The organism is Phaeodactylibacter xiamenensis (assembly GCF_965229835.1).
Classification (GTDB): domain Bacteria; phylum Bacteroidota; class Bacteroidia; order Chitinophagales; family Saprospiraceae; genus Phaeodactylibacter; species Phaeodactylibacter xiamenensis.
In genome coordinates, this window is sequence record NZ_OZ245931.1 from 7,566,131 (window position 1) to 7,591,337 (window position 25,207).

Here is a 25,207-nt window from a genome sequence, read left to right on the forward strand (position 1 = left end):
TGATAGGTAGCAGCCCGTTTTTATATTGCCTAAAGGGAGGTCAAAAAATTATTGCTTTATAAAGCGTACTGTCTTTTGCGCGCCGTCGGCAAAAAGGCGCAGGAAGTAAATACCCGGCTGCAGGCCTTCCGTTGGGACATCAAAGGTATGGTCACCGGACGGGATCTGGCCAAAGTTCAGGCGCTGAATGGTCTGCCCGAGCGAATTCGTAATCTCGGCTTGCAGGTTCAGGCTTTCCTGAGCTTTGAAGCTCATCGTTGCCGCGTTGCGCACCGGATTAGGGAAGAACCGGAACGCCCCCAGTTGCAATGCCTCCAGGCTGGAAAATGGCGTGCCGACCAGCTGAAACCAGAAGTCACCGGGCAGGTCGCCTCCGGTCAAACGGGTGGAAACGCGAATAAGGTATTCTGTAGGCTCGCCCGGGAAGTTTTCCAAAGGCACTTCGAGGAAGGTATTATCGAAATCCTCGGTTTCGATGCAGAAGTAGGGACCGTCTAATGGGTCAGCCTGTATACCGCACGTCTCGAACAGGTCGATGATAAACTCGGCGTTTGTAGTGGTCTTATTGAAGCGCAGCGTCAGCTCCGTATTTTCACCCGAATTAAAGGTATACCATACATCGCGGAAGTCGCCATCGTTATTGCAAATGGGTGTTGCAAACTGTGGCTGACCGGTAGAGAGTTTATTGGTGCCCTCAAAGATGAAATCAAAGTTGTCGGCTTGTTCCTGAGAGATTACAAAGGCATTCAGGGCATTGGCGCAATCGTCGTTCGCAGGCGGTACAACGGGCTCGATCCGCTTGATGAGCACTGAACCGGCACCTCGGTCACCAGAAGACCAGCCGCCCAGTCGGAACAGGTAGCTTTGTCCCTGCTCCACGTTGAATAAGGCACGGGAAGTGAAGCCTCCACAGGGAGCGCCACTATCGGCATTCTCATCGTCGCCACAGCCGACCAGGGTGCTGGTATCCGGAGGGCAGGTAGTGGACTGGTAGACGGCAAGGCGGGAATCAAAGGTTGCGGTACCGCAGGTGGAAAACTCAAGCCCACCGGTATACGTTGCTGTCCAGGAGTACCAAATGTCGTTGTATACAAATTCTTCGCCTGGCTCAAAGCAGGATTGAGGGACCTCGTGCCGAGGGAGCCCTGTTGAAGCCTCCACGGTATTGAACTGAAGCACGATGGAGTCTTGTGGGCCCAGGTCAAGCGGTGTGGCGTTTTCGCACTCATCGTTGGGCGGGCCAGTGACGGGCATGGTTTCTTCAATGGTGAAGGTGCCTGTGCCTTCCGGCCCCGGGCTTTCTGAGCCCCAGCCGCCGATTTGGATGATGTAAACCGAGCCTTCTTCCACTTCCCATGTTACTGTCGACCCTAAATCTGAGCATGGCTCTCCATCCGGAGTTACGCCATCTTCATTGCAGGCAATTACATCATCGGGAGAAGGGGGGCAGGAAGTTCCTGCATATATGGCAACATTGGCATCATAGTTTGCTGTGCCGCAATTATTAAATTCGGCCAGCCCGGTAAAGTCGGCGGTGTAAATAAACCAGACATCGTTGTAGAGCGAATCAGAAGTGCTGCCTCCACCAGCAGGGCAAGTAGCAGGATATGCACCTGAGTCGCCTGTTGTGGCATCAACGGTTGTGAAATCGTGGGTGCCGCTGCTGATTGGAATGGCATTTTCGCATTCATCATTTACCGGTTGGGCAAATGCTGGAATACTGAAGGCCATAAATGCTAACAGGATCAGTAGTAAATGTAGATTTTTTCGCATTAGATAGACGATTTGGTGATTGAATGCTAATATTAATTCCCACAAATTAAAAAAAATCAAAAAGAATACACCGCTTTGTTATAAACCATCTCTGGTTTATCCTACGATTTCTAACATGAATCCAAATAAAATATGCAAGCCAGAGGAGCTCACATTGAGTTTACAATATGATAATAAAAGCCTTACCTGGATTTGACCTGCACTTAACACCTCAAAGTGATCTTTGCTGCCATTAAGCCAAATTTCGATCACTAAATCTTTTTCAAACATGAAGAAAGTAGTACTTTCTATGTTGCTCAGCAGCATGTGCGCACTCTTTGTCAGTGCTCAGGAAACCATCTTTTCTGAAGAAATTGAAATCCCGGAAGGTTACGTTATTGACGACCTTCTGATGCCTCCTTCTCCACTCTCTCTGCAAGTCCTTTTTGTGGGCGGTGTTGATCTGGTACAAACTACGCCTACTTACGGTTACGAAGCGGGTGTGGCTTACGCCAAGGAGTGGCACGACTTTATCGGCTTTACGCCGGACGAGACTGGTGAATCACTGGGTTGGGTTTCTGTCAACCACGAGATGATCTACCAGGACAACCGCATCGGTGACGGTGGTGGCATGACGGTATTCCGTGTTGAGCGCGACCAGGTTTCCGGTCAGCTGGAAGTAGTGGAGCAGGAACTGGAAGACGGCCGTAAAGGTGAATTTTTCAACGTAGACTTCGTTAACACGGTTGGTGAAACCGGCATGAACTGCGGTGGCATCAGCTCTATCGTTGATGGCCGTATCTGGACCGCTGAGGAGTGGTTCCGTAGCAATAACAGCTCTATCTACAACGGTGGGTTCTCTGCTCCTGCGAGCTCTGGCGGCTTTCCTAAGTCTCCGGGCGGTGCAGAAAACCAGGGTGTACGTGACACCTCGACTTATCTGATCTCTTCTGACATTGAAGGTTTCGATGGGCTGGAAGTACCTAAGTACGAGAACTTCAACTGGATGGTTGAAATCGACCCACGTCAGGCGAAGGCTGTACGCAAGCAGTACAACTGGGGCCGTCAGGGCTTTGAAGGTGGCGTAGTTGCTGCTGACAATCAGACGGTTTACCTCGGTGTGGATGCAACGCCTGCTTTCTGGGCGAAGTTCGTAGCTGATGAGCCAGGTGACTTCACAAAAGGCAAGACTTACATTTACAAGCACGATGCGCCCGAAAAGTGGCTCGAAGTAGACAACACCGACCCTGAGAAAATGCTGAACTTTGCTGATCAGGCTGTTGAACTCGGCGGTACGATGTACAACCGCGTGGAGTGGGTGGCTATCGATGCAACCAGCGGTAAAATCTACTGGACTGAAACAGGCCGTGACCGTCCGGGTTCTCGCTGGGCTGACGAAAACGCAGCAGGTGCTGTGCACGACCCCTATCACATCAACCGTGCCATTGAGAAGGGCATCGACAGCCCTAACTCTTCTGAGTATCCTGACTACTACGGCCGCGTATGGGTTTATGACCCCGCTATCGATTCCAACTACGTATTCCTGGAAGGCGGACCGGACTGGGACGAAGAAACCAGCCCGGCTGAAGCGGACTACTTCACCAAGCACCTGTCTAACCCTGATGGCCTGAACGTCATGATGATTGACGGCCAGCCATTCCTGGTGATCTGCGAAGACCTCAACGGTTCTTCCTACGGCCGTATGCCTGCAGGTATTAGCAACCGCACCTGTGAACTGTGGCTGCTTGATCTTAGCATCGAGCAACCAACTGTTGACGACCTGATCCGTATCACAGCTGTGCCACGTGGTGCAGAAATTACTGGTGCCATGCCTACGCCTGACGGCAAGTCGCTGCTGGTGAACTCTCAGCACCCGAACTCTAACAACCCATTCCCATTCAACCACTCGCTGACTTTCGCGATCCATGGTTTTGATGAGGTAACGGTTACAAGCCTGGAGGAGCCTCAGTTTGAGTCTGCCAGCCAGCTGCAGATCTTCCCGAACCCAACCACGCGTACAGTATACCTGAGCGAAATGACTGACCTTGCGGTGTACAACGCAGAAGGCCAGCGCCTGAAGGTATTCCGCAACACCAATCAGATTGACGTTTCCAACCTGCCTGCGGGCATGTACTTCCTGCAAACTGCAGCGGGTGAAACGAAGAAGCTGATCGTTAAGTAATTATTGATCTCTCCCTTTTAATCCTCAGAGGTGGCATGCCCGAAAATTCGGGTATGCCGCCTTTGCAGGTTTTGCATTAGTACCACAATACACCAACCATTTCAGACCATGAAAGCGACACTTACCGGCTTGCTCTACCTTACCCTTCTGCTGATGGCCACCCACTTCATCAGCTTTGTGCCCCCAAAGGCATACACTGCTGCTGAGGCACTGCGCAATGTACGTGCTGAATTCCAAACCGCTCTTGCCGAACTGGACCAGACCGCGGCGGCGTATGAGGCCACTGCGAATGCTTTCGTGCGGGGGGAAGCCAGCGCTGAAGCGCTTCAAAAAGTACATTCCCAGACCCGGCTTGCCTACAAGTCTCTTGAGTTTTTACTGGAATACAATGACCGGGAAGCCGTCAAAAAGTACCTTAACGGCCCGCCGCTGCTAAGTGTGGAGCCGAAGGTGCCGGAAGTCCGCATTATCGAACCGGTAGGGCTGCAGGTGCTGGATGAACTGGTCTACGGCGAAGACCCGAAAGCGGAGCAGGAAGAGATCCTGCGCCTGGTCCGCCAGTTCAATAAGGATTTTAGCAAAGTGAAAGCCTTTCAGGAAGGCGTAGTGCTGCAACACCGCTTTGTTTTTGAAGCTTTTCGCTATCAGTTAGTCCGCATCTTTACCTTGGGGCTGACCGGATTTGACACGCCGGGCTCAGGGGCAGCCCTGCCGGAAGCCAGGCAGTCTCTGGAGGGCGCAGCAAAGGCGCTGATGGCTTATTTCCCACTTCTGGAGCAGATTGATGCTCAACTGGCCACCGACTGCCGCATGGAGCTCGGATCGGCTATCGCAGCCTTGTCTCAGCCTGCTGATTTCAATGACTTCCGCCGGCTACAATTTCTAAAAAAACACCTAAACCCACTGCTAAAGCTTTCCCTGGAAGCACAAAAGGCCCTGGAGGTAGAACTCCTCAACGAAATTACCGATCGTCCGCAGGCCTGGAATTACGAAGCAGATAACCTCTTCTCAGATGAATTTCTAAACCCCAGTTATTACACTAATCTGAGTGATGCGGCTCAAAGTGAGGAACGCATAGCCCTTGGGCGGATGCTGTTCTACGACCCCATCCTTTCTGCGAATAACGAGCGTTCCTGTGCCTCCTGCCATCATCCGGACAAAGCCTTTACCGATGGGCTGCCCCGGAGCATGGCCCTCAATGGCGAAGGCAACATTCAGCGCAATGCCCCAACTTTGATCAACAGCGTCTACGCCGAACATTATTTCTACGATCTGCGGGAGCCGAACCTGGAACGTCAGGTCAAGCATGTGGTGCGGGACGAAAAGGAATTCAATACTGACTTCCTGGAAATCGTAGACAAGCTTAAGCAAAGCGGGGCCTATCGCTCGCTTTTTGCCAGTGCCTACCCGGAGCATCCGCAGTATCAGATTTCAAAGTGGTCCATTTCCAATGCCCTGGCTTGTTATGTTGCCGATTTGCGGTCCTTCAATAGCCCCTTTGATCAGTATGTTCGGGGGGAGCGGGAAGCCATCGCAGCGGAAGTGGAGCGTGGGTTTGACCTTTTCATGGGCAAAGCCAACTGCGGCACCTGCCATTTTGCACCAGCATTCAACGGAACCGTGCCTCCGTACTTTCAGGAAAGCGAGTCGGAAGTGCTGGGAGTGCCTGCCGCTGCGCATGGTCCGGACAGCCTTACTTTAGACCCTGACCCTGGCCGTTTTGCCAGCTACAAGCCGATTGATCAAACGCCTTTTTACCTTCATTCCTTTAAAACGGTGACCGTACGCAATGCCGCATTGACTGCCCCCTACATGCACAACGGGATTTACCAAAGCCTGGAAGAGGTCGTGGACTTCTACAATAAGGGAGGGGGTGCTGGCATGGGTATAGCAGTCCCGTATCAAACCCTGCCGGATACGCCTCTGGAACTATCCGAGCAGGAAGTGCAGGACCTGGTTGCCTTTATGGAGGCGCTGACCGATACTACAGGGATGACGGCTGTCCCGGATTCACTGCCTGTTTTTCAGCATCAGCGGGAATGGAATAAGCGGGAAGTAGGCGGTTCTTACTAATCTATTATCGGCACTAAAAATTTCCGATATTTTTTGTACTTTTAAAGAAAGTAAGCTATAGGCATTAAACTCAACGGTCTTTTCTTTATTTCTGAAGCAATCCCTTCGGTCCTCAGATTGTTTTTATTTAAATGGGCAACACTTTGCGTTAAGATTTACGTGACTTTCTCTTCTAAGGAAGCGGTTGTTTTTGTGACGGTGCTAAAATTTTCAAGTCAATGAGATTAAAGCTTCTTTTCTTTATGCTGATGCTAATTGCGGTCAGTTTTACTGCGGAAGCCCAATGGTCTGTCCGGGGCTCCTATATTAAGCCAGTAGGAGAATTCGGGCTGTATTTAGAAGAGCTGACTCCGGAGTCACTTTATTACTTTCGTGCATTTATTGTTGAAGAAAATGTTTTTGCAGAGAGTGAAGTGGACTCCTTCCGGGTTCCACTCCCCGAACCTCCCATCCCTCCTTGCACGCTGGAAGAGGGGGTGATTATGGATGGTATAAATGTCTATGATGATCTCTCATCTGGGACTTCCGATACCTATGAGGGCTATGTGCTAATTGTATACCCGGCAAACCTAACCGGGGGATCCTTCCGTTTTACATTTATAGATTATCCAACCTCGGACGTGTACACTCCAAGTTACGAGCTAGCAGCCTGTCGGAGATGTGCTGATGCGGCGAGAGCGAGCAAATATTGTTCTGAACAAGGCACGAAGAAGGAACATAGCCTGAGCTACGTGACTGATGAGCAACGAAGTGCAGAATAATATTTGCCGTTCGCAGACCATTGAGCGCCTCTCCGACAGGCTGCTAGACTATGAGTTTCCCAATTGGGTTCGTGTTGAGTACTGGGGTACAGGCGCTCCGATTAAGAATTTCGAGAGAGAAGGGGCTGTTTATATAGAGAAACTAGAAGATTTCAAATGGTCTGTATCATTTTGCGGACTAAAATATCAGTTAGGCAGTGCCTCACCAAGAGAAGTGAGCGGTAATTTTCAAGTTGAAGATTAATGGCAATAAGGCCTGCCTTATATTTAATATCCAGGTCATTGGAACCAATGGTTTTCACCTATAGTATAGTTGCTTAGTAGGCGTAAAACCTCTGCTCTATTCGTTAAAGTACAGTCAAGGAAAAGTTGTCCACACCTCTCAATTCTCCTTTTGAAAGGTAGCGCAGTGGTGCTGCAAATAGTTTGTTGAAGACTCCACGAGCACCACATTCATTTTTGTAATTTTACGCCATGGAAAAATGGCAGCAGTTGTGGAAAGTGCCGGGCTATCGCTGGCCAGTCTTATTTTTTGCGGCTTACCTTGGGCTTGGGCTGGCGTTGTACGGTGACTATGGCATGTCGTGGGATGAAGCCCTGCAACGGCAGCATGGGTTCGTTTCCGCAGAGTATGTCAATCAGCAGTTCCACCTGACGGATAAACAGTACGACTGGCGGCAGCTACATGAGTATATGTACCGCTACCACGGCGTATGGTTTACCCTGCCTATGGCCTGGCTGGAAGAAGCCTGGGATTTGACTTCTTTCCGGCAGCAGTTTCGGATGCGGCACCTGGCTGTTTTCCTGCTGTACTGGGGAGCCGGGGTCGTCTTTTTCAGGATATTGCTCCGTCGTTTTGCCAACTGGAGGTGGGCACTGCTGGGCGTTGCGTTTTGGGTACTCAGCCCGCGCTTCTTCGCGCATTCCTTTTTCAATCCTAAAGACCTGCCTTTTCTGTCACTTTTTGTGATCAGCACCTGGACGCTTTTCCGGTTGTGGCTGCGCCCGGGCATTGGCACGGCCCTGCTGCATGCGCTGGCTTGCGGTATGCTGATCGGGATGCGGATCATCGGTGTGCTGATGCCGGTGATGACGGTTTTCCTGTTTGCCGCCGATGTGCTCGTGGGTAAATCAGGGGCCCGCCCGCTTTGGTGGAAACGGATCATTGGGCTGGGGGTCTTCGGGCCAATGGCTTACTGGGCTATAGTGGTATTTTGGCCCTTTTTGTGGCCTGACCCTCAGTTGCAGTTTTTGGAAGCGTTTGAGATTATGTCCCAATACGGCTGGGGCGGGAAAGTCCTCTTTCAGGGGCAATTTTATGCCGGCCCGGAAATCCCCTGGTATTACATCCCGGTATGGATCGGCATTTCCACCCCTTTGCTTTATCTGCTGCTTTCCTTTACCGGTGTCTTGAGCTTGCTGCCCCGGGCGTGGCAGCATTTGCGGCAGGGCTCCATTGGGATTTGGGCTACTGCTGCTGACCGGAAAGACTGGGCTAATGTTGGCCTGGTGCTGGCTCCGGTTCTGGCGATCATCGTTTTGGAATCGGTGGTTTATGATGGCTGGCGGCACCTGTTTTTCGTGTATCCCAGTTTGCTCTACCTGGCTGTACTGGGTACAAAGGTGGTTTGGGACTGGGCCTCAAGCCGGGCGTGGTGGCGGCGTGGTCTGCTTGCGGGGTTAAGTCTGCAAGGAGGGTATCTGCTGATTTGGATGGCAGTGAATCATCCGCACCAAAACGTTTTCTTCAATGCGCTGGCCTGGGGCAATCAACTCGGGCAGTATGACCTGGATTACTGGGGCAATTCCTACAAACAGGGCTTTGAAGCGCTGGCCAAACTGGATGGCGCACCGATCATCAAAGTAGCTTACCAATCCTATCCGGCTACACTGAATTACGAATACCTGCACCCCGAGCTTCGGGCTCGTTTCGAACTCACCGAAGACCCGGCACAGGCTGATTACTTCCTGTCGGACTACCGGGTTTGGCGATTAGGGCTGAATCAGGCTTTAAACCGGGAAGGGCCCTACAGTGGGGAGGAGGTTCATGCAATCTACGCCGGAGCGACTAAAATTCTGGGTATTTACCGCTTGCGCAAAAACTGATGGTACAGCCGGTCGACTTTTTGGTCTTTCATAGCTCCCCGATGAAATAATAACCGGTTTCGAAAACGCAGCGGTTTTTGCTGTGATAATTCAATGGCCGCTGCGCCCGGAAAAGCAGGGTTTTGCATGCTGTTTTGCTGGCGCAATATCCAGCCCTGAAACTGGGGCAGTTCCTCAGGCTCGCACATCATCACTACCGAAGTCTGCTCCGGCAGCAGCGCATTGAAGTTGCCGCTTGCCCGTACCCATCCCCCGGCTTGTACTGCGGTGGTTTGTGGCGTTACGATTCCGTTGCCGTTGGAGAAAGTGAGTGGGTTGGTGGTGTTAAGCCGCACGGAAAACCCTCCGTAGCCCTTCTTATCCTCCGAGCCGCCGATGCGGATGTCAGGTGCCATTGCGGTAAGCTGAATATCAAAGTCCAGCAGGCGCACATCCTGGCCCTTTTGCCGGATATATATGCGGACATCCTCCCGAACCAGCGTGTCCGGTACACCCTGTGGTGCATCCGGTCCAGCCATCCAGTAAACGATAGCCTCTATGCTTGCCCGTTTACGGCGGGCCTGGGTTTCCAGTACTTTGACTTCCCATTGGATGCCCTCGCACAGCCAGGGGTCGCCCACCCGTACCTCACCTGCAAAGAGCTGATGCCAGGTCCAGAAAACACCCCGGTGGTGGCGATGGTCTTCCGGGAAGTCCTGGGTAAGCAGCGCACCGCCTAATCCATAAACCGGGTGGAGGTAGTTAGACCGTGGATAAGCATCGGCATAGGCCAGCGTGCCGGTCTGATAGGCAAAGCAGGGCTGTTCGCCATAGTAGAGGGTCAGCGCATCCAGATCCCGCCGGAATTCGAAGGGCTGAGCGTTGAGGTAGCCAATGAAAGTAAGCCCTATCACCAAGATCGGGAGTCTCATAAATGAAGTTTTAAAGGAAGTTAATCAATGTACGGGTTAAGTAAGCAGTTGTAACCTGTTTCTGGTCATTTCCTGTCTTTTTCTTCAGAAAGGCTACCATCTCACCAAAGCGTTTAACGCTGAAATTCGTTTCTTAGGCAAAACAAGTAGTTTCGAATCAAAAAAGCCAAATATTCAAATGAAAAGCAGTATCAAAGTATCAGTACTTCTTCTTAGTTCCATATTGTTTTTAAACCTGAATGCTCAAATTGGGGGTAATCAGGTTTACCAAAAACAGTCGAACAACTATAATCGGACTCCGGTAGAAACCAGGTCTCTGTATTCTACCGACAGTACTTTAGTGGTATCCTCAAGCATCCTGTTGAATAAGCGTGCATCGTTTTATATACTTACTATTGGTGTAAGCAGTACGGCAGAAACTGTAGTTGAAGCCAATCAATCCACAAATAATAAAATCGAAGCCATCATTGAAAAGGTCAAAAAGCTGGGCCTTTCTAAAGATGACTGCTATGTAGACTTCATTTCAGAGACCAAAATGTACGACCACACTATCACAGGCAATGAAATCGAGGAGTACTTTGATGGTTTCAATATTAGGAAAAACCTGATGATCAAAACCTCCGATCTGTCCGATATAGACAGGGTCATTGATTATTGTTCGGAAGAAGGCATTCATGATATCATCAAAGTGGATTACAAAAGCGGGGAATTAGAGGGAATTAACCAGTTCCTGTTTGATGAAGCCCTAAAAATCATCAATAGTAAGATTGAAAGATATGCTCAAAACAGTTCAGTTCAATTGGGAAATCGTTACAGAATTGCTCAGGAGGCCTTCAAGGTATACTATCCCAAGAATTTATATAAGCAGTATAATGAGGCGTTTGAAACCTCACTTGTGAATACCCATTATAGTGGCAATTACATTAGAAAAGAAACCAGAAAGGAACGGACATTCTACTATGATGGAATTGATGCAGAGATTGGATTTGACAAAATCATAGACGACATTTCACCAATGGTTGGTATACAATATGTATTTGAATTGGTGATTATTTACGAATTGGAAAGATAAGCCCTTGCGGAAGACACTGCCTGTAGGACAGGGGGGCTGCAGTTAGTCAGCCTTGAGGCAAAGACCCCATTACACGCTAACCAGTGACGCGCCGCATAAGTGCTTCCAAAGGTCCTCTTTTGTACTTCTTTCGCCACCTGTGGGAGAACCATACGAGCAGTACACTAAAGACCAGAGCATAACCAAAGGCAAATTCAACAGAGAAGGACTGCTCCAACCGCCCAAATAATAGCTCAATAGCAACCATGCCGATTACCACGTGGAAAAAGTAGTTGCTGAGGGCAAGCTGACCCGTGCTGACCAGGTATCTTATCCATCCTGCCTCCGGGTACGAAAAGCAGACCTGCACGGAAACGGTAATTAGAAAAACAGATAAACCACCCGAAGAGAACACATAAAAAAGAGTGGGCGGCATAGGGCCGGTACCTAACAGGCTGTTTAATGCTTCTGCCTCTGGGGCCGAAAAATAGCCGGTTTGTGATTGCAAAAAAGCAGATAAGCCGGTAAAAATGGTGAAAGTAAGCAATGCCGCTATCGCAAGGCGGGTACGCTTATTCTGATCTCTAAGGTTTATTCTGCCTACCCATATGCCGGTCAGCAGAAAGGCTACCCAGGGAAAAACGGGATGAAAGCCGTTGAAGAACAGATGTCTGAAAAAACCGGAGGGAGTAAAGAAGTCCTGGTATTCGAGTGTTGACCAGTCCCAGCCGGCCTCATAATCAAATAATATCAGTAAGCCCATGTAACCCAATGGGATAAGCAGTGAAATCCACTGCAGGATGCGGGTGGAGACAGAAAGCAAAAGCACCCCGATAGTCATATAGACGCCGTAATAATGCAGGATGTCAGCTGGCCAAATGAAGTAGTAGCTTAGCCCGGTAACAAACAGGAATAGCGCCCGTTTAAGTAAGTCTGATTTGACCTTGCTTAGCTTTTCAGGGCTGTTTTTGCGCTTGCCACTTTCGTACATCAGGGTCATGCCAATGCCGGCCAATACCACAAAAAGCGCGGCGGCTTTTCCGGAGAACAGATTCAATGCCCGATAGAGTGGAGCGCTGCTTTCGGCGACCATGACCGTTTTGAAGTTCACAATGATCATCCCGATGATTGCGATACCCCGGGCAAAATCGTAGCCAAGTATCCTGTCGTTGCTGGTTGCCATTAAAATAGGAATGTACGCTGAGGTGTGGTAATTTGATGCCAGAGCCAGAGCTAAAGGTATTTAATTTTTGTTAAGCCTCGGTTATCCCGGATTTTTGAGCACCACTCCGGCAGGGCTGACCACTTCGCCCGCCGTCCGACAAAACTTTTCTTGCAATGCAATACAAAATCCCCTTATCTTTGCAGCATGAAGCAACTGTGGGCTATACCTTTACTACTGTTAGTGCTGTCGCAAGTGGCGTTTCTGTCGGCTGTGACTGCCTGGCTGTCGTATAACCAAGCCTACATTGCCAGCGAGCTCTGCGAAAACCGCTTTGAGCCCGAGCTCATGTGCAGCGGGCGCTGCTATGTGCAAGAGGTTACAAGTGCGGCAATAGGCCATGAGCAGGAGGGCGAACAAGCGCCAGTCGTTGAGGATCAGCGTACCGGTTTGTCGCCTTTTTTACCGGCTCACTACGTCCTTTCTGTGGAGCGCGATCTCTATTCCTTTAACCCCCTGCCGCCGGCAACAGCGCTGCGGCCACAACTGCTCTCCTCCGGGGTCTTCCATCCTCCACGGGCTTAGTGCCCATACGCTCTATGAGGCATTTTCGCCTCCTCATGTACGCTCCCAACGGGTAGGCCGGTCTGTACATGACCGACCGTGGTGATGTTAGCAGATGTGTGCCTCCCGTAATGGCGTATGCTTTTTGTTTTTTAAATACAAATATTCATGTTATTCCGATCTTTTTGGATTGGGGTGCTGCTGCTGTTGGCTTCGTCTGCTCAGGCCTGTGATGCCTGTGGTTGCAGTATGTCGCCTTCCTATGCGGCTTTAATGCCGAGCCTGGGTGGGCACTTCGTGGGGTTTTGGTGGCAGCATCAGCACTACCGGACCTTTGCGGATCCTGCTTTTGATGCCGGTGCGCGCCCGCAGGACGAATACTTCAATACCCTGGAGATTCGGGGCCGGTGGGAAATTCATCCCCGCTTGCAGGCCACGATAATGCTCCCCTATGCCTACCATCTGCGGCAGGATGCCAACGGGCCGCGAACAGTCAGCGGGCTGGGCGATGTGACCGGGCTGCTCAGCTATACTTTTTTTGACAATAGCGATAGCCTGCAACAGAAAGTCAGGCACCGGGTCGTGGCGGGCATAGGTGGTAAAGCGCCAACGGGAGCGTTTCAGCAACCTGCCGCCAACGAGGTGGTGAACCCTAACTTTCAGGTAGGGACGGGTAGCTGGGACGCTTTGTTCAACCTCAATTACACCGCACGGAGTGGGCGGTCCGGGTTGTTGCTCGACGCCACCTACCGCCTCAATGGGGCCGGTGAGAATGGCTATCAGTTTGGCAACCGCTTTGCCGGGCTGTTGAGCCTCTTTCGGGTGGAGCAGATTGGTGGCGTCAGCGTGATGCCTAACCTGGGGCTCTACTATGAACAGGCCGACTGGGACATTGAGAATGGCTACTACCGCACCTATACCGGTGGGGAGGCCTGGCTGGTCAATGCCGGCGCCGAGGTGTTCTGGCAGCGCTACAACCTGGGCGTGACTTACAGTCTGCCCCTGCAACAGGATTGGAATACCGGATTGGTGGAGGCCCGCTCAAGAGTGGCGCTTCACCTCAATTACTTTTTTTGATCAAATGCGAAAACTAACCTGGCTTCCGGTTTTTATGATCGCCTTTATGGGCTGTCAGAAGGAAGCAATTATTGACACGGTAGAACCAGACATTCACATTCTGGCACCCACAGCAGGCGCTGTCCTGTCGGTGGAGGATGTGATGCCTGTAGAAGTGGATTTCTCCGAAAACCTTGGGCTGCACACCTACTTTATCTGGCTTATTGCCGAGGATGGTATGCCCACTTTGGTGGAAAAGCAGCACTTGCACGCACTGCGCCATGAGGTACGCCTGGAGTTTCCACTCAACGGCCTGGAGCCCGGCACTTACGAGCTTCAGGTAACAGCTGATGATCATGACCAGAACACGACAAATGCTGCTGTTACGGTCCATCTGCAATAGAAATTATACGCAATACGAAGTGGTTTGCGACATCGAAGCAAGCCACTTCCCAGCGTAAATGCTGATATTGAGTAGGTTTGCTGTGGCAAACCACTTAATCGTCAGTATAAAACAACTTCTAATAACTTTAAATAAAAATTGACCAATGACAAAATTCAAATTTTCCACCCTTGCGCTGCTTGCGGTCTTCGCGCTTGCGTTTTCAGCTTGCGACAATGATGATGAAACACCTGGTATTCAGGAAGGCACCGTGAATATGATGTTTGAGTACACTGTAGATGGTGCTGCTTTTGATACAACGCAGGTGTACGATATTAATGGGACTTCCGTACAGTTCACTATTGCTAACTTCTATGTGGGCGGTATTGAGCTGATGCCGGAAGAAGGCGATGCAATTCCCGTAGAAGGCAAGTACCTGCTGGTGACGCCGGAAGCAGGCATGCAGGAAGTGACCACTGTCCCTGCCGGACATTACCACATGGTGAACTTCTTTGTGGGCGTAGACCCTGCCATCAACAGTCAGTCTGAAGACGACTTCACTTCCCGCGACGCTGAGGATCCGCTCGCTATTCAGTTCCCGGCTATGCACTGGAACTGGAACTCCGGCTACCGCTTCCTGCGTATTGACGGCAAAGTAGATACAGATGGTGATGGTACGATGGATGAAACTATGGCTTTCCATCTGGGTACAAACAATATGTTGCAGAATGTGAGCCTCACTGCCCACAAAGACGTGGAAAAGGGCAGCAACATGCTCCACATGGAATTTGACCTGGCGAAACTGTTTGAAGGTGTTGACCTTTCTACTGATTTCTCTACCCACACCATGAATAATCCTGAACTGGCTGCGGCTGTGCGGGATAACATCCCGGCTGCGATCAGTATGATGCACTAAAACTGAAGGGTTGCCTGCGAAGAGCGGGCAACCCTAAATTTTTGATTATGCGGTATTGCCCATTTCTTTTGTTGCTCTTGTTTTTTGCTTCCTGCGAAAAGGAGCCGGCCTCTCCGGTAGACACCACGCCTTACGTTTTGGAATTGCCGCCGCACTTCCCATATCCGGATATCCCGGAAGATAATGAGCTGACCGAGGCGCGTGTAGCACTGGGGAAAATGCTGTTTTTTGAGCCTGCCATGTCGGTAGATTCGAGTATTACCTGTGGTGCCTGTCATAAGCAATCGCTTGCCTTTGCCGATGACCTGCCCATCAGTCCCGGTGTACGGGGGCGGCTGGGGTTTAGGAACTCGCCGACACTGGCTAATCTGGCCTATCTCACCAAAGTCAATAAGGACGGGGGCGTGCCTAAGCTCGACATTCAGGCGTTGGTGCCCATCGAAGACCATGCCGAGATGGACCTGCCGATCCTTCACGCTGCTGAGCGACTTAATGCGGATCCGGAATATGTAGACGCTTTTCAACGGGCATACGGCGAGCCGGCTAATCCATTTACCATCACCCGGGCACTCGGAGCTTTCCAGCGCACCCTCATTAGTGCCAACAGTACTTACGATCAGTACCTCATGGGCGAAGTTAGCCTCAATGCCGCCGCTGAGCGTGGCCGCCAACTGTTTTTCAGCGATGCAACCAACTGCAGCAGCTGCCACGGAGGCTTCAATTTTACGGAAAACGGCTTTTTCAACAACGGGCTGTACGAAACGTATGAAGACTGGGGCCGCCGCCGCGTCACGGGCCTGCCTGAAGACGATGGCGTCTTTCGTGTGCCTACTTTGCGCAACATAGCCCTCACCGCGCCTTACATGCACGATGGTAGCCTGCCTGATTTGCAAGCCGTGCTGGAGCATTACAACACCGGCGGCACAACTCACCCGAACAAAGACAGCCGCATTCGCCCACTGGGCCTTTCTACGGAACAAATGGCTGATCTGGAAGCCTTTTTGCATACCCTTACCGATGCCTCCTTTTTAACAGACCAGCGATTTAAGCCCTAATTGAATCGCACATTGGGGTACACTTCTTCCCGTCCGATGTAGTGGAGCGGAAGCAGTTCTGCGTACCCTCTTATCCAAATGGGATTACTCATTTTCAATACAGGCAACTAAAATTAGGATATAGAGGTTAGGGCAGACTTTCCCAGTATGCCCTAACTTAAACCAAGTATAATCTTCAAAATTTCCCCTGCGCAGCCCCAGGACACCGTAAAGCCCGCCCCTCCATGCCCGTAATTATGAAAAATAGGCTGACCGGGCTCCTGCTCACAGCGGATGGCCGGCCGCTTGGGGCGGAGTCCTGCGGCAGCATTGATCAACTTAGGTTTGGTAAGGGAAGGCTGCAATTGAGCGCAGCGCCGGAGGATAATTTGAGTGTCTTCCGGAGAAGTCGTGTTGTTGTAATCATGTTCGTAGTCGGTACCTCCCAGAATGGTATCCTTACCGCGTTGGATCACATAGGCCAGCTTGCCTTTGTCCATGGAGTCTACCATAGACCGGGTGCCGGGTACATTTTCCACTTTGACCACTTGTCCGCGAATGGGGTAAACCGATTCATCCTGACATAATTCCCGTGCCCCAAGCCCGGCACAGTTGACGATGAGATCTGCTTCCCTGGCCAGGTCGGTCAGGTGATGTACGGTTGCTTGTTGGAACAGCCCACCCGCTTCTTGGAAACGGCTTTGCAGGTAGGGGAGATAGACGGGTGTTTCTGCGAGGGGGACTTTGGCAAGGTAGCCCATTTCATACCCCGGCGGCAGTTCTTCGGCTTTTGCCAGGCGTACGGCACCTTCCGGCAGTTCCTCCCGCCAGCTGTTATCGAGCCCCGGGCGGGTGAGGACCAGGAAATCGGTCATGCTTACTCCGGTGGCTGGTGTTTGCGCCAGCTGCTCAAAAACCCGGTAGGACTCTGCACTCCAGCGATTGGCAGCATGGACTGGCGCTACGGCATAGGGGAACCAAATGGCGGCGGCTACAGCGGAGGTCGTGGCACCGGGCAGATCTTGTGTGTAAATGGTGACTGCGTAGCCCGCTTCCTGCAAGGTTACAGCGGTGGTCAGGCCCGAGACGCCTGCTCCGACAACGATGACCCGCCTCATTTCTCCATCGCTTTACCCTGAAACCAGCTGATGCCGGGGAAGACCGGATTGCCTGCTGCCCGCCGAAAGGAGACCACCTGGCCGACGTGCCAAAGGGCATCCGCAATGGGGCCGTTGAGCTGAAACCAGAACGGTACAGTTGATTGTACGCCCTCTCGTTCAAAGATCAGGTCAAAGCGCTCCATGTCATTGGTATTGGCTTCCCGGAACTGATCACTGGCTGCTTTAAGGTTTTCCAAAGTGGCTCGCCTAAGGTTTGCAAAGTCTTCGGGAGCGGCTGGTGCCGGGCGTTTATTGGGCAGCTGAAAGGCGCTGTTGTGGACCATTGCTGAAAGGCCGTGGATGTGGGTCAGTGTTTCCATAGTAGTGCGCCCATCCGGACTGGGCTTGTAAAGCAGGTCTTTTTCGGTTAGCCCTTCGGTTGCCCAGTAATAGCGGAAGCCAAGCCCGTCAACCATTCGGGCCACAGTGGCGCTGCTGGTGTAGGATTCCGGAGCCTCAGGGATTTGCCGGTAGGGTAGGGTGTCACTGGACATAACGGTTTGGGTTTGTGCGGTGGTGGTCATGAATAAGAGCAAGATGCTTAGTAGAAAAGGATAAAGCTGCATGCGTAGGTTTTTTCTGTTATCGAGGTATCGGCTGCTTATGGTAGTTTGAAAGCAGGGAGGTCTTCCCTCAGGTCATAAGCGAAACCATTAACGATGGCGTAGTGATACCGCCCGTTTTTTTCGAGCAGAAAACTGGGATTGCCGTATTGGTAGAGGGCGTTGTTGGGTTGTTTGCCCGGAGCAATAAGGGCTACTGGCCACCGTGCGGAAGCCTGGGCAGGTGGACGGTTCGTGACTGCAAAATCGGTATAGCCTTGTGAAAGCAGCCCCCGGATATCCTTTTGGCGCAGGGCACTAACATCGGGGAGGGCCTGGGGGTACAGCTTGCCTGGCACGATGGTGTAGCCTGTGGCATCCAGTTCTTCGTAACCATGATAAGTGGAGAGGTCGCCCAGGTCGCTAATGCTGCCCCGGAGGTAATAGGCACGGGCATCGTCAACGTCAATTTCCCTGTGCCGCCATGCCAGGTCGGTCACAAAGGGCTGATCCTCGTACATGCGGGTAGCGTTGCGGAGGATGAAGTCATAAAAAGCCCCGCTGTCGTTGTAGGGGATATCTTCGTAAGCTTCCTGTGGCCAGCTTTCAAAACTGCCATCGGCGATCGCCTGGAAAGCCGTTAGCAGGATGGTGAAGTGCAACTGCCGCAGGTACTGCTTTTCCCGGTCCTCTTTTAGTCCGCCGCTTTCAATAAGAATGGTATTGGTGCCCCATTTTTGCATATTGTCGCCAAAAGCCCGGGGCTCGAAGGTGTCATCATACCGGCCCGTCATACCCGGGATGTACTGTTGCAGCACCTCATCCATCAAAACAATGAGCTGCATGGCATTCGCACGGCCCTCGTTAATGTCTTTTTCAGCATTGAAGGCGGGGGCAAGGAAGGACACAGAGGCTGTTTTTGGGCTGTCCCCGGCGGCATAATAGCGGTTTTTATCGTGCAGGTTGAAGCCCCAGACCGCTTGTGTTCGGTCACGGGTAGCTTTTAGGATTTTGGATTCCGGGCTTTGCAGGCGAAGGGCATCCCGGTTGAGGTCGATGTCGAGCACATTCCGCCTTTGGTAGCGCTCTGCGCCATCCGGGTTGAGCATGGGGATAAAGTGCAGGGTCAGCTCTGAGATAATCCGGTTCCTCAAACTGTCGAAACCATCACCACTGGCTTTGAAAAAATTGAAAATGTCCATAATAGCCATGGTAGCGGTGGGCTCGTCGCCGTGCATTTGCGACCAAAGCAAGACCGGCACCGGCCCGCTCCCGATACGCACTTCGTAGATGGCCCTGCCTTCCAGGGAGGTTCCAAGTTTTTCCACTTCAAAATCGTCAGGCAGGCCATTGATCAGCGGCTCGATGTCCGCATGCTTGAAGCGCAGGTCTTGGATGGTTGGTTCCCGGTATTGTTCAAACGCCTCGTGCAGTTGTGCAGCCAAAGGAGGCGCTTCGGGGCGGGTTATGGCCTGGCTTAGGGAATCGCCTTCGCCAAGGAGCGGGGTATCAAGTTCTTCGGGGGCATTCTGGCAGCCGGTGGCCCAAAGCATTGCGAGCAGGCAGATAGGTAGAAGGTGTTTCATGGATAAAATTTTAGGCTTGCCGACAAAATAGGGATTCTTGGTTGATAGTGCGGGGGCATTTCTGTATCTTATAGGCATTACACCACAAAACATTAAATCGTCAAGCTATGAAATCAATTGTACTTGCCCTGATTGGGGTGTGTTCTGCTCTTTCTTTGTATGCTACGCATGGTTTAGGGGGTGAAATGACATTTCGCCAGATCGCTCCTAATACAGTAGAGGCTTCGGCACATATTTACTATAAAGATGGAGGAGCATTTACCTGGAGAGACTCAATAAGCATAAACTTTGGAGATGGCAACTCAGGCTATGCAGTTAGATATAATGGAATAGATGAAAATGGTAATGGGATACCAGAGGGTGAATTAATTCCTGGGACAGATGTTCGCCACAGTATCTACCGGGCTATCCATGTTTATGAAAATGCCGGAGAGTATGTTCTAAGTACCTCTCCTGTTAATAGGCTGGATGGTATTTACAACATCAATTTCCCGAATTCCGGGCAAGTTCGTTTTCATATACAGGCAACCGTTCGCCTAACCAATGATAATACACCTAATCATAGTCCATTGCTTTTTGAACCTGCGGTTGTGGATATGGGGGGAGCAGACGAGGTTTTCAGGCATACGCCCAATGCATTTGATCCTGATGGCGATAGTATTGTCTATCGTTTAATCGTCCCATTGCATAATGTTAACAATCAAGTGCCTAATTACGATGAAACGCTGTTAGAGACAAATATTGACCTAGTCACTGGAATGCTTGAAGTTGAACCCTCCAGGTCGGGCATTTTTGTGTTGGCTGTTGAAGTTATTACTTACCGTAACGGAGTTGTACAGGACAATTTGGTCCGGGATATGATGATCGTTATTAATGATTTTGAACTAAAGCCTCCAATATTATCACTGAGTAGTCTCTCAACAGAGCAAGATGTCTTAGTAGGCGATACAATAATTATAGAAGCTGCAGCACTAAGCCAGCCTTTTGGCAATCCAGTTCAATTAACCTGTACTGGTGGCTTATTTGAGTACTTCGGAAATCCGGCAACTTTTGATTCCCTGTCTGCCGCTGATTTGGTCGACGGCACTTTTGAATGGATAGTGGAGCCTGAGGATTTACGTGAAGCACCCTACCAGATTGTTTTCAAAGCACGTGATGATGGTAGCCCCTATGGACTTTCGACCCTAATCCCCATCCGTTTCCGCGTCGTGGAAGAACTCACCTCAGCTGAAGATTTCCAGAATGAGGATCATTTGCGGCTATTCCCCAACCCGGCAACCGAAAGCCTTCAAATCTCCGGACTGGAGCATACCGGGCCTGTTAATTATGAAATCCGGGCAGTTTCCGGACAACTGCTTCAGTCTGGTACTGTGCAACAATCCGGCAGTCCTTTGAATGTCAGTCCTTTGCCTAAAGGGTGGTATGTACTGACGGTGCTTCTGCCAGACGGGCAGCAACGCCCACTGCCTTTTATCAAGCAATAAGTAGGCTCGTAAACCACGCCTTCAATCCAAAATTCATTCAAAATGAAAAATATACTACTCCTATTTCTATCCATCTTTTTTGCGGTATCGCTCAATGCCGCTTCCATCCGGGGCGGAGAAATTACCTTTCAGCAGACCGCGCCCCTAACGCTGGAGGCGGAGCTCCACCTCTACATTCAGGCTAATGCCACGGCTACCGTACCGGATTCTGTTACTTTGTGCTGGGGAGACGGAGCCTGTTCAACTGCTTGGGTTACCAATGGTATAGATGCCGATAATGATGGGCTGCCCGATGGGGAACAGTTAACGCCGGTTCAACTCCTGGGCGTCTATCGGGTAGCCCACACGTATGAGGACGTTGGGCAATACACCCTTTCGGTCAATGAGCCCAACCGGGTGATCGTTATGAATGGAGGGCTTGAGCCTTTTCCGTTTTATGTTGAGTCGCTGGCTATGGTCACCGAGTCGGAGGAGCCCCACTTTAGCCCGGTATTTTACGAGCCTGCCATGCTGGACCGCAGTGCCTCGGGGCAGGTGTTTACGCATCTGTCGGCTGCTTTTGACCGTGATGGGGATGTGTTGGTGCATCAGCTGCTAATCCCAAAGTCAGAAGAAGGCACTATCCCGGGTTATCAGGAGCCTACGTCGATCAACCCTGGCCCCAATAATCAGTTGATGATAGATGCAGAGACCGGTCTGCTTGTCTGGGACGCCCCACAGCGGCCTGGCCGGTATTTAATCAACATCATGGTCAGCACCTACCGGGATGGGGCGCTTTGGGAGCAGGTGACTCGTGATATGCTGATTGAAGTCGAAGAGCTGATGGCGCTTCCTCCTGCACTTACCCTCTCTGATGACACCCCTTTGCAGGAAGTGCAGGTGGGCGATGTGGTAGAATTGGAGGCGGTGGCCCAAAGCATCCCTTTCGGGGAGGAGGTGGAGCTGACCGCAGCGGGTGGCCTGCTGGCCTTTTTTAATACCCCGGCGGTTTTTGATACCACGACTGGCCCTCAGCCCCTCGAAACCTTTTCCTGGATGGTGGAGCCGGAAGATGACAGAGCTGCGCCTTACCTTTTAGGGTTTAAAGCCAAAGACCTGAGCAGTGGGCTGTCGACATTCATCCCCGTGCAATTCCAAGTGGTGGAGGAGCTGACCGGGGTGGTTGATGTGGGAAGATCAGTTCCGTTGCATGTTTTTCCAAACCCAGGAGCTGGAATATTGCAGGTTGAAATAGAGGCATTTAATAGCCCTGCGCGCTATGAGGTGTACGATGCGAATGGCGCAAGGGTTACTTCCGGGCAGTGGACAACCTTCCCCGCTCAGCTCAATGTACAGCAGTTTGCGAGTGGTGTCTACCAGCTAAGGGTCAGTGGAGCAGAAGGTCAGGGCGTGCAACGCTTCATTGTCGCTGGAAAGTAGCTATATTGCCGGTTCAAAAAGCGAATTATGGCTTCGGCAATTTCAGAACTGGCAGATTTTCCGGTACAGACGAACATCACCGTACAGTGGGGCGAGATGGACGCTGCCAACCACGTCAATAATGTAGTTTACCTGCGGTGGTTTGAGCATGCGCGTGTGGTGTACCTTGACCGGCTGAATTACCCGGTCGTACTTGAGCAGGAGGGACTGCCGGGCGTAATCCTGGCAAAGCAAGACTGTAAATATCTGTTCCCGGTCCACTATCCGGATACGATTACGATGGGGATTAAAGTCACGGAAATAGGGGAGGACCGCTTTGTGATGCATTGCAAAATGTATAGTCAGGAGCATCAGCGCCTGGTGGCGATTGCCAATGCCACAATCGTTACGTACGACTATGTGAAGCAGTCCAAGGCGCCTGTTCCGGAAAGCCTTCGTCAGGGCATACAGGCTATAGAACAACAAGTATGAAAGCGACACCGATTTTAATCGTTGGGGCTGGACCGGCCGGGTTAGCCATTGCCGGCCGGTTGCGCCACCAGGGGCTCGATTTCGAGCTGATTGAACAAAGCCAGGAAGTCGGGCACGCCTGGCACCACCACTACGAGCGGGTGCACCTGCATACCGTGAAGGAATTTTCTCACCTGCCCCATCTTTCTTTTCCAGAGGAGTATCCGCAGTACGTCTCCCGTCAGCAGTTGGTAGATTACCTGGAAAGCTATGCCGCCCATTTTGAAATTGCGCCCCACTTTGGGCACAGCCTGGAGCGGGTAAGCCGGGAAGGCGATCACTGGGTCGCTGCCTGTGCAAATGGGGCTCACTTTAAAGCGGAGCACATCGTCTTCGCCACCGGGGTCAACCGAGTGCCCAACCGCCCGCATTTTGAAGATCAGGAGGATTTTTCGGGCACTATTCTTCACAGCAAGGATTACCGCAATCCGGAACCCTTTGAGGACGCCACCGTTTTGGTTGTAGGCATGGGCAATACCGGTGCGGAAATAGCGCTGGACCTGAGCGAAGCAGGCATTCCAACCTTGCTATCCGTCAGAGGCCCGGTCAATATTGTGCCCCGCGATTTCCTGGGGCGCCCCACTCAAAAGACGGCCTTCACTCTTGCAAAGCTGCCTGCGCCCATTGGCGACTGGATTGGCAAGCAGGTACAGGGGCTTGCATTTGGAGACCTAAGGCCTTACGGGTTGAAGCCTTCCACTATGCCGCCTGCGCGTCAGTTGCGGGAGACAGGCAAAACGCCGGTCATTGATATCGGCACAGTAGCCGCTATCAAAGCCGGTAAAATCAAAGTGGTTCCTGAACTTAAGGCCTTCACGCCAGATGGCGCCATTTTTGAGGATGGGAGTGAGCACCGCTTTACTCACGTAATCCTGGCCACCGGCTATCACGCCCGCCTCGAAGCCTTTATTCCACATAGCGAGTCCTTGTTCAATGCGGATCACCTGCCCAAAAGCTGTATAGGGGAGGGACCGCACAAGGGGCTCTACTTCCTCGGGTTTGACAATTATCAGCCCGGAGGAATACTAGGCGTAGTGTACCGGGACTCAGCGCGTATTGCAGAGGCGATACAGGCCCGGTTAACGATTAGTAGTTCGTAACACTTTTACAGTAGAACTGCCAGCCGGCGTATTGATCTTCAGCAGGTAAAGACCAGCGGGGTAAGGGCTCATTTTTAGTTCCGCCGTTGGTCCGGCTGCAATTTGTTCAAACATGATCTGTCCGTTCGTATTCATTAGCTGTAAGGTGGTTCCAGATGGGAGTTCCCGCAGGTGCAGGATATTGCTCACCGGATTGGGAAACACCCTCAGGTTCCAGTCCGGAGTGAAGGCAGAAGTATTGGAGATGAGTTCACGGTAACCCAGGAAGAAAATCGCGCCGGCAACGGTAGCTGGCTGTACGCATTCGGTATGGTTGAGGGTCGTGCCGGCATCCACCGCAAGGACATCCGGTGCGCCATTGGCATTCATGACCGAATCGGCGAGGATACTGTTGGTAAACGCCACCTGATCATCTGCGGTACAGTAGTACAGCCGGGTTGGTGCCTGTGGTGCCCAGTCGTATACATCGTTGTCTTCCAGCGCCTGCAGGATAGGGTGGTCGCTATTCTCATCCTCCAGAGCGGTGAGCAGGGAGTCCTGCAGCATGTAGCGCGGAATAGGCGCCCCTTCGTTGGTTGTCAGCAAGTCGATGAGGGTGCTGTTCAGGGTACTGAGGGTGATAGCGCCCTGATAAAACTGTTCAATCGGCTCAGCATAGGGCGGCTTGAAGTATGCTTCCACGCTGTCAAAAAGCCCATAGGCTTCGTTATAGGAAAGGGCGGTATAAGCCAGGTAGCCCTGATAGAAGTAGGGTTCGTCACTGAGCAGGGCGCTGCGCATCGCTCCGGAGATACTGTAGGGGCCGGACATAGGGGCGGAGGCAGTGACTGTGAATTCATCGGTGTAGTTCGCTTCCAGTTCGCGGTGGACGGCCGCAGCAGCGTGCCCACCCTGAGAGTATCCGGTGACAAACAGCTGATCATTCAGTGCTGGCCCTTCGCTTTCGCAAAATGCCCGTGCTGCAAAGAGCATATCAATACCCGCTGAAGCCTCCGTATCGGCATGTACATAAGGATGGAAGCCCCGGGACTCACCAAGCCCCAGGAAATCCGGGGCAGCAGCAACATAGCCTAGTCCGCCCCAGGCGGCGGCGAGTTCCCAGCCGCCGGCCAGATTGGAGGGGACATCGGTTTTACTGTCTACGGTACCATGCATGTAGCACAGCAGCGGGTATTGAAATTCGGCTTCCCGCACCGGCAGAACGATCAGTCCGGAGGCTGTATCTGTGACGCCATTAATATCGGGTGTCGTGTACCGGATTTTGTAGTATTCAATGCCGTTTTGCATTAAAAAGCCGTACTGTGCCTGCATTTGTGCCAGGGTTTGGCTGCCTTTGAATTCAAAATCGACGAGGTCTTGTGCCAGCGTAGCCTGACTGAGGAGTAGAAGGGCGCTGAGGCATAGGTATTTCAGGTAGTGGTTGAAGGTGTTCATACCGATTGATTTTGAGGTGATG

21 protein-coding genes are annotated in these 25,207 nt (G+C 51.7%); 14 read left to right on the forward strand and 7 right to left on the reverse strand.

Translation table 11 applies throughout. The annotated features are described in order from the left end of the window. Positions 1-48: 48 nt before the first annotated feature. The gene (locus ACO08I_RS28880) at positions 49-1,773 is read right to left on the reverse strand and encodes a T9SS type A sorting domain-containing protein (protein WP_421947922.1); all 1,725 of its coding nucleotides are present in this window, start codon (positions 1,771-1,773) and stop codon (positions 49-51) included. A gap of 268 nt (positions 1,774-2,041) precedes the next feature. On the opposite strand from ACO08I_RS28880, the gene ACO08I_RS28885 reads away from it, so the two are divergent. The 4 genes from ACO08I_RS28885 (at position 2,042) to ACO08I_RS28900 (ending at position 8,874) form a co-directional block, all read left to right on the forward strand. Further along, positions 2,042-3,934 carry an alkaline phosphatase PhoX gene (locus tag ACO08I_RS28885; protein WP_421947923.1) on the forward strand — a complete coding sequence of 631 codons (1,893 nt, stop codon included), beginning with the start codon at positions 2,042-2,044 and terminating at the stop codon, positions 3,932-3,934. Between the two features lie 108 nt (positions 3,935-4,042). Beyond that, on the forward strand, positions 4,043-6,007 hold the full coding sequence (locus ACO08I_RS28890; protein ID WP_421947924.1) for a cytochrome-c peroxidase: 1,965 nt from the start codon (positions 4,043-4,045) through the stop codon (positions 6,005-6,007). A 218-nt stretch (positions 6,008-6,225) separates the two neighbouring features. Further along, a complete protein-coding gene (locus ACO08I_RS28895) occupies positions 6,226-6,768 on the forward strand; it encodes a hypothetical protein (RefSeq protein ID WP_421947925.1) in 543 nt (180 codons plus the stop codon). 474 nt (positions 6,769-7,242) lie between these two features. Then, entirely contained in the window at positions 7,243-8,874 is a 1,632-nt protein-coding gene (locus ACO08I_RS28900) for a hypothetical protein (RefSeq protein WP_421947926.1), read from the forward strand. Here ACO08I_RS28900 and ACO08I_RS28905 read toward each other — a convergent pair. Then, entirely contained in the window at positions 8,853-9,785 is a 933-nt protein-coding gene (locus tag ACO08I_RS28905; protein WP_282778624.1) for a DUF6807 family protein, read from the reverse strand. The genes ACO08I_RS28900 and ACO08I_RS28905 overlap by 22 nt on opposite strands. 178 nt (positions 9,786-9,963) lie before the next feature. Here ACO08I_RS28905 and ACO08I_RS28910 point away from each other — a divergent pair, with 178 nt between their 5' ends. Beyond that, positions 9,964-10,857, forward strand: a complete 894-nt coding sequence (locus ACO08I_RS28910; protein WP_282778622.1) for an SIMPL domain-containing protein — start codon at positions 9,964-9,966, stop codon at positions 10,855-10,857. Positions 10,858-10,933: 76 nt separating this feature from the next. On the opposite strand, the gene ACO08I_RS28915 is transcribed toward ACO08I_RS28910, so the two are convergent. After that, positions 10,934-12,019 (reverse strand): DUF418 domain-containing protein, encoded by a 1,086-nt coding sequence (locus ACO08I_RS28915; protein WP_421947927.1) that lies wholly within the window; start codon positions 12,017-12,019, stop codon positions 10,934-10,936. Positions 12,020-12,205: 186 nt separating this feature from the next. On the opposite strand from ACO08I_RS28915, the gene ACO08I_RS28920 reads away from it, so the two are divergent. The 5 genes from ACO08I_RS28920 to ACO08I_RS28940 all read left to right on the forward strand — a co-directional run bounded on the left by ACO08I_RS28920 (position 12,206) and on the right by ACO08I_RS28940 (position 15,971). Beyond that, positions 12,206-12,583, forward strand: coding sequence for a hypothetical protein (locus ACO08I_RS28920; protein ID WP_421947928.1), 378 nt, complete (start codon positions 12,206-12,208; stop codon positions 12,581-12,583). 147 nt (positions 12,584-12,730) lie between these two features. Continuing rightward, the gene (locus tag ACO08I_RS28925; RefSeq protein ID WP_282778618.1) at positions 12,731-13,639 is read left to right on the forward strand and encodes a hypothetical protein; all 909 of its coding nucleotides are present in this window, start codon (positions 12,731-12,733) and stop codon (positions 13,637-13,639) included. A gap of 4 nt (positions 13,640-13,643) precedes the next feature. Continuing rightward, positions 13,644-14,021, forward strand: a complete 378-nt coding sequence (locus ACO08I_RS28930; RefSeq protein WP_282778616.1) for a hypothetical protein — start codon at positions 13,644-13,646, stop codon at positions 14,019-14,021. A gap of 145 nt (positions 14,022-14,166) precedes the next feature. Beyond that, positions 14,167-14,916 carry an MbnP family protein gene (locus ACO08I_RS28935; RefSeq protein WP_044224899.1) on the forward strand — a complete coding sequence of 250 codons (750 nt, stop codon included), beginning with the start codon at positions 14,167-14,169 and terminating at the stop codon, positions 14,914-14,916. A 47-nt stretch (positions 14,917-14,963) separates the two neighbouring features. Then, entirely contained in the window at positions 14,964-15,971 is a 1,008-nt protein-coding gene (locus ACO08I_RS28940; protein WP_421947929.1) for a cytochrome-c peroxidase, read from the forward strand. Positions 15,972-16,123: 152 nt separating this feature from the next. Here ACO08I_RS28940 and ACO08I_RS28945 read toward each other — a convergent pair whose 3' ends face one another. The 3 genes from ACO08I_RS28945 to ACO08I_RS28955 are packed head-to-tail and all read right to left on the reverse strand — an operon-like array spanning position 16,124 to position 19,238. After that, complete coding sequence (locus ACO08I_RS28945; RefSeq protein ID WP_421947930.1) at positions 16,124-17,068, reverse strand: FAD-dependent oxidoreductase; 945 nt, start codon at positions 17,066-17,068, stop codon at positions 16,124-16,126. Beyond that, on the reverse strand, positions 17,065-17,676 hold the full coding sequence (locus ACO08I_RS28950) for a DinB family protein (RefSeq protein ID WP_421947931.1): 612 nt from the start codon (positions 17,674-17,676) through the stop codon (positions 17,065-17,067). Before ACO08I_RS28950 ends, ACO08I_RS28945 begins: the two co-directional genes overlap by 4 nt. A 35-nt stretch (positions 17,677-17,711) precedes the next feature. After that, positions 17,712-19,238: a M14 family zinc carboxypeptidase gene (locus ACO08I_RS28955; RefSeq protein ID WP_421947932.1), complete on the reverse strand. Its 1,527-nt coding sequence runs from the start codon at positions 19,236-19,238 to the stop codon at positions 17,712-17,714. A gap of 107 nt (positions 19,239-19,345) precedes the next feature. Between ACO08I_RS28955 and ACO08I_RS28960 the strand changes: the two genes are divergently transcribed. Genes ACO08I_RS28960 through ACO08I_RS28975 form a run of 4 tightly spaced genes read left to right on the forward strand, consistent with a single transcriptional unit; the run spans position 19,346 to position 23,751 of the window. Beyond that, positions 19,346-20,722 (forward strand): T9SS type A sorting domain-containing protein, encoded by a 1,377-nt coding sequence (locus ACO08I_RS28960; protein ID WP_421947933.1) that lies wholly within the window; start codon positions 19,346-19,348, stop codon positions 20,720-20,722. Positions 20,723-20,764: 42 nt separating this feature from the next. Continuing rightward, positions 20,765-22,141 (forward strand): T9SS type A sorting domain-containing protein, encoded by a 1,377-nt coding sequence (locus tag ACO08I_RS28965; RefSeq protein ID WP_421947934.1) that lies wholly within the window; start codon positions 20,765-20,767, stop codon positions 22,139-22,141. Between the two features lie 27 nt (positions 22,142-22,168). Further along, on the forward strand, positions 22,169-22,612 hold the full coding sequence (locus ACO08I_RS28970; RefSeq protein ID WP_282778602.1) for an acyl-CoA thioesterase: 444 nt from the start codon (positions 22,169-22,171) through the stop codon (positions 22,610-22,612). Then, positions 22,609-23,751, forward strand: coding sequence for a flavin-containing monooxygenase (locus tag ACO08I_RS28975; protein WP_421947935.1), 1,143 nt, complete (start codon positions 22,609-22,611; stop codon positions 23,749-23,751). The genes ACO08I_RS28970 and ACO08I_RS28975 overlap by 4 nt, the downstream gene beginning before the upstream one ends. Here ACO08I_RS28975 and ACO08I_RS28980 read toward each other — a convergent pair. After that, positions 23,731-25,185, reverse strand: coding sequence for a T9SS type A sorting domain-containing protein (locus ACO08I_RS28980; RefSeq protein ID WP_421947936.1), 1,455 nt, complete (start codon positions 25,183-25,185; stop codon positions 23,731-23,733). The genes ACO08I_RS28975 and ACO08I_RS28980 overlap by 21 nt on opposite strands. Positions 25,186-25,207: the final 22 nt, after the last annotated feature.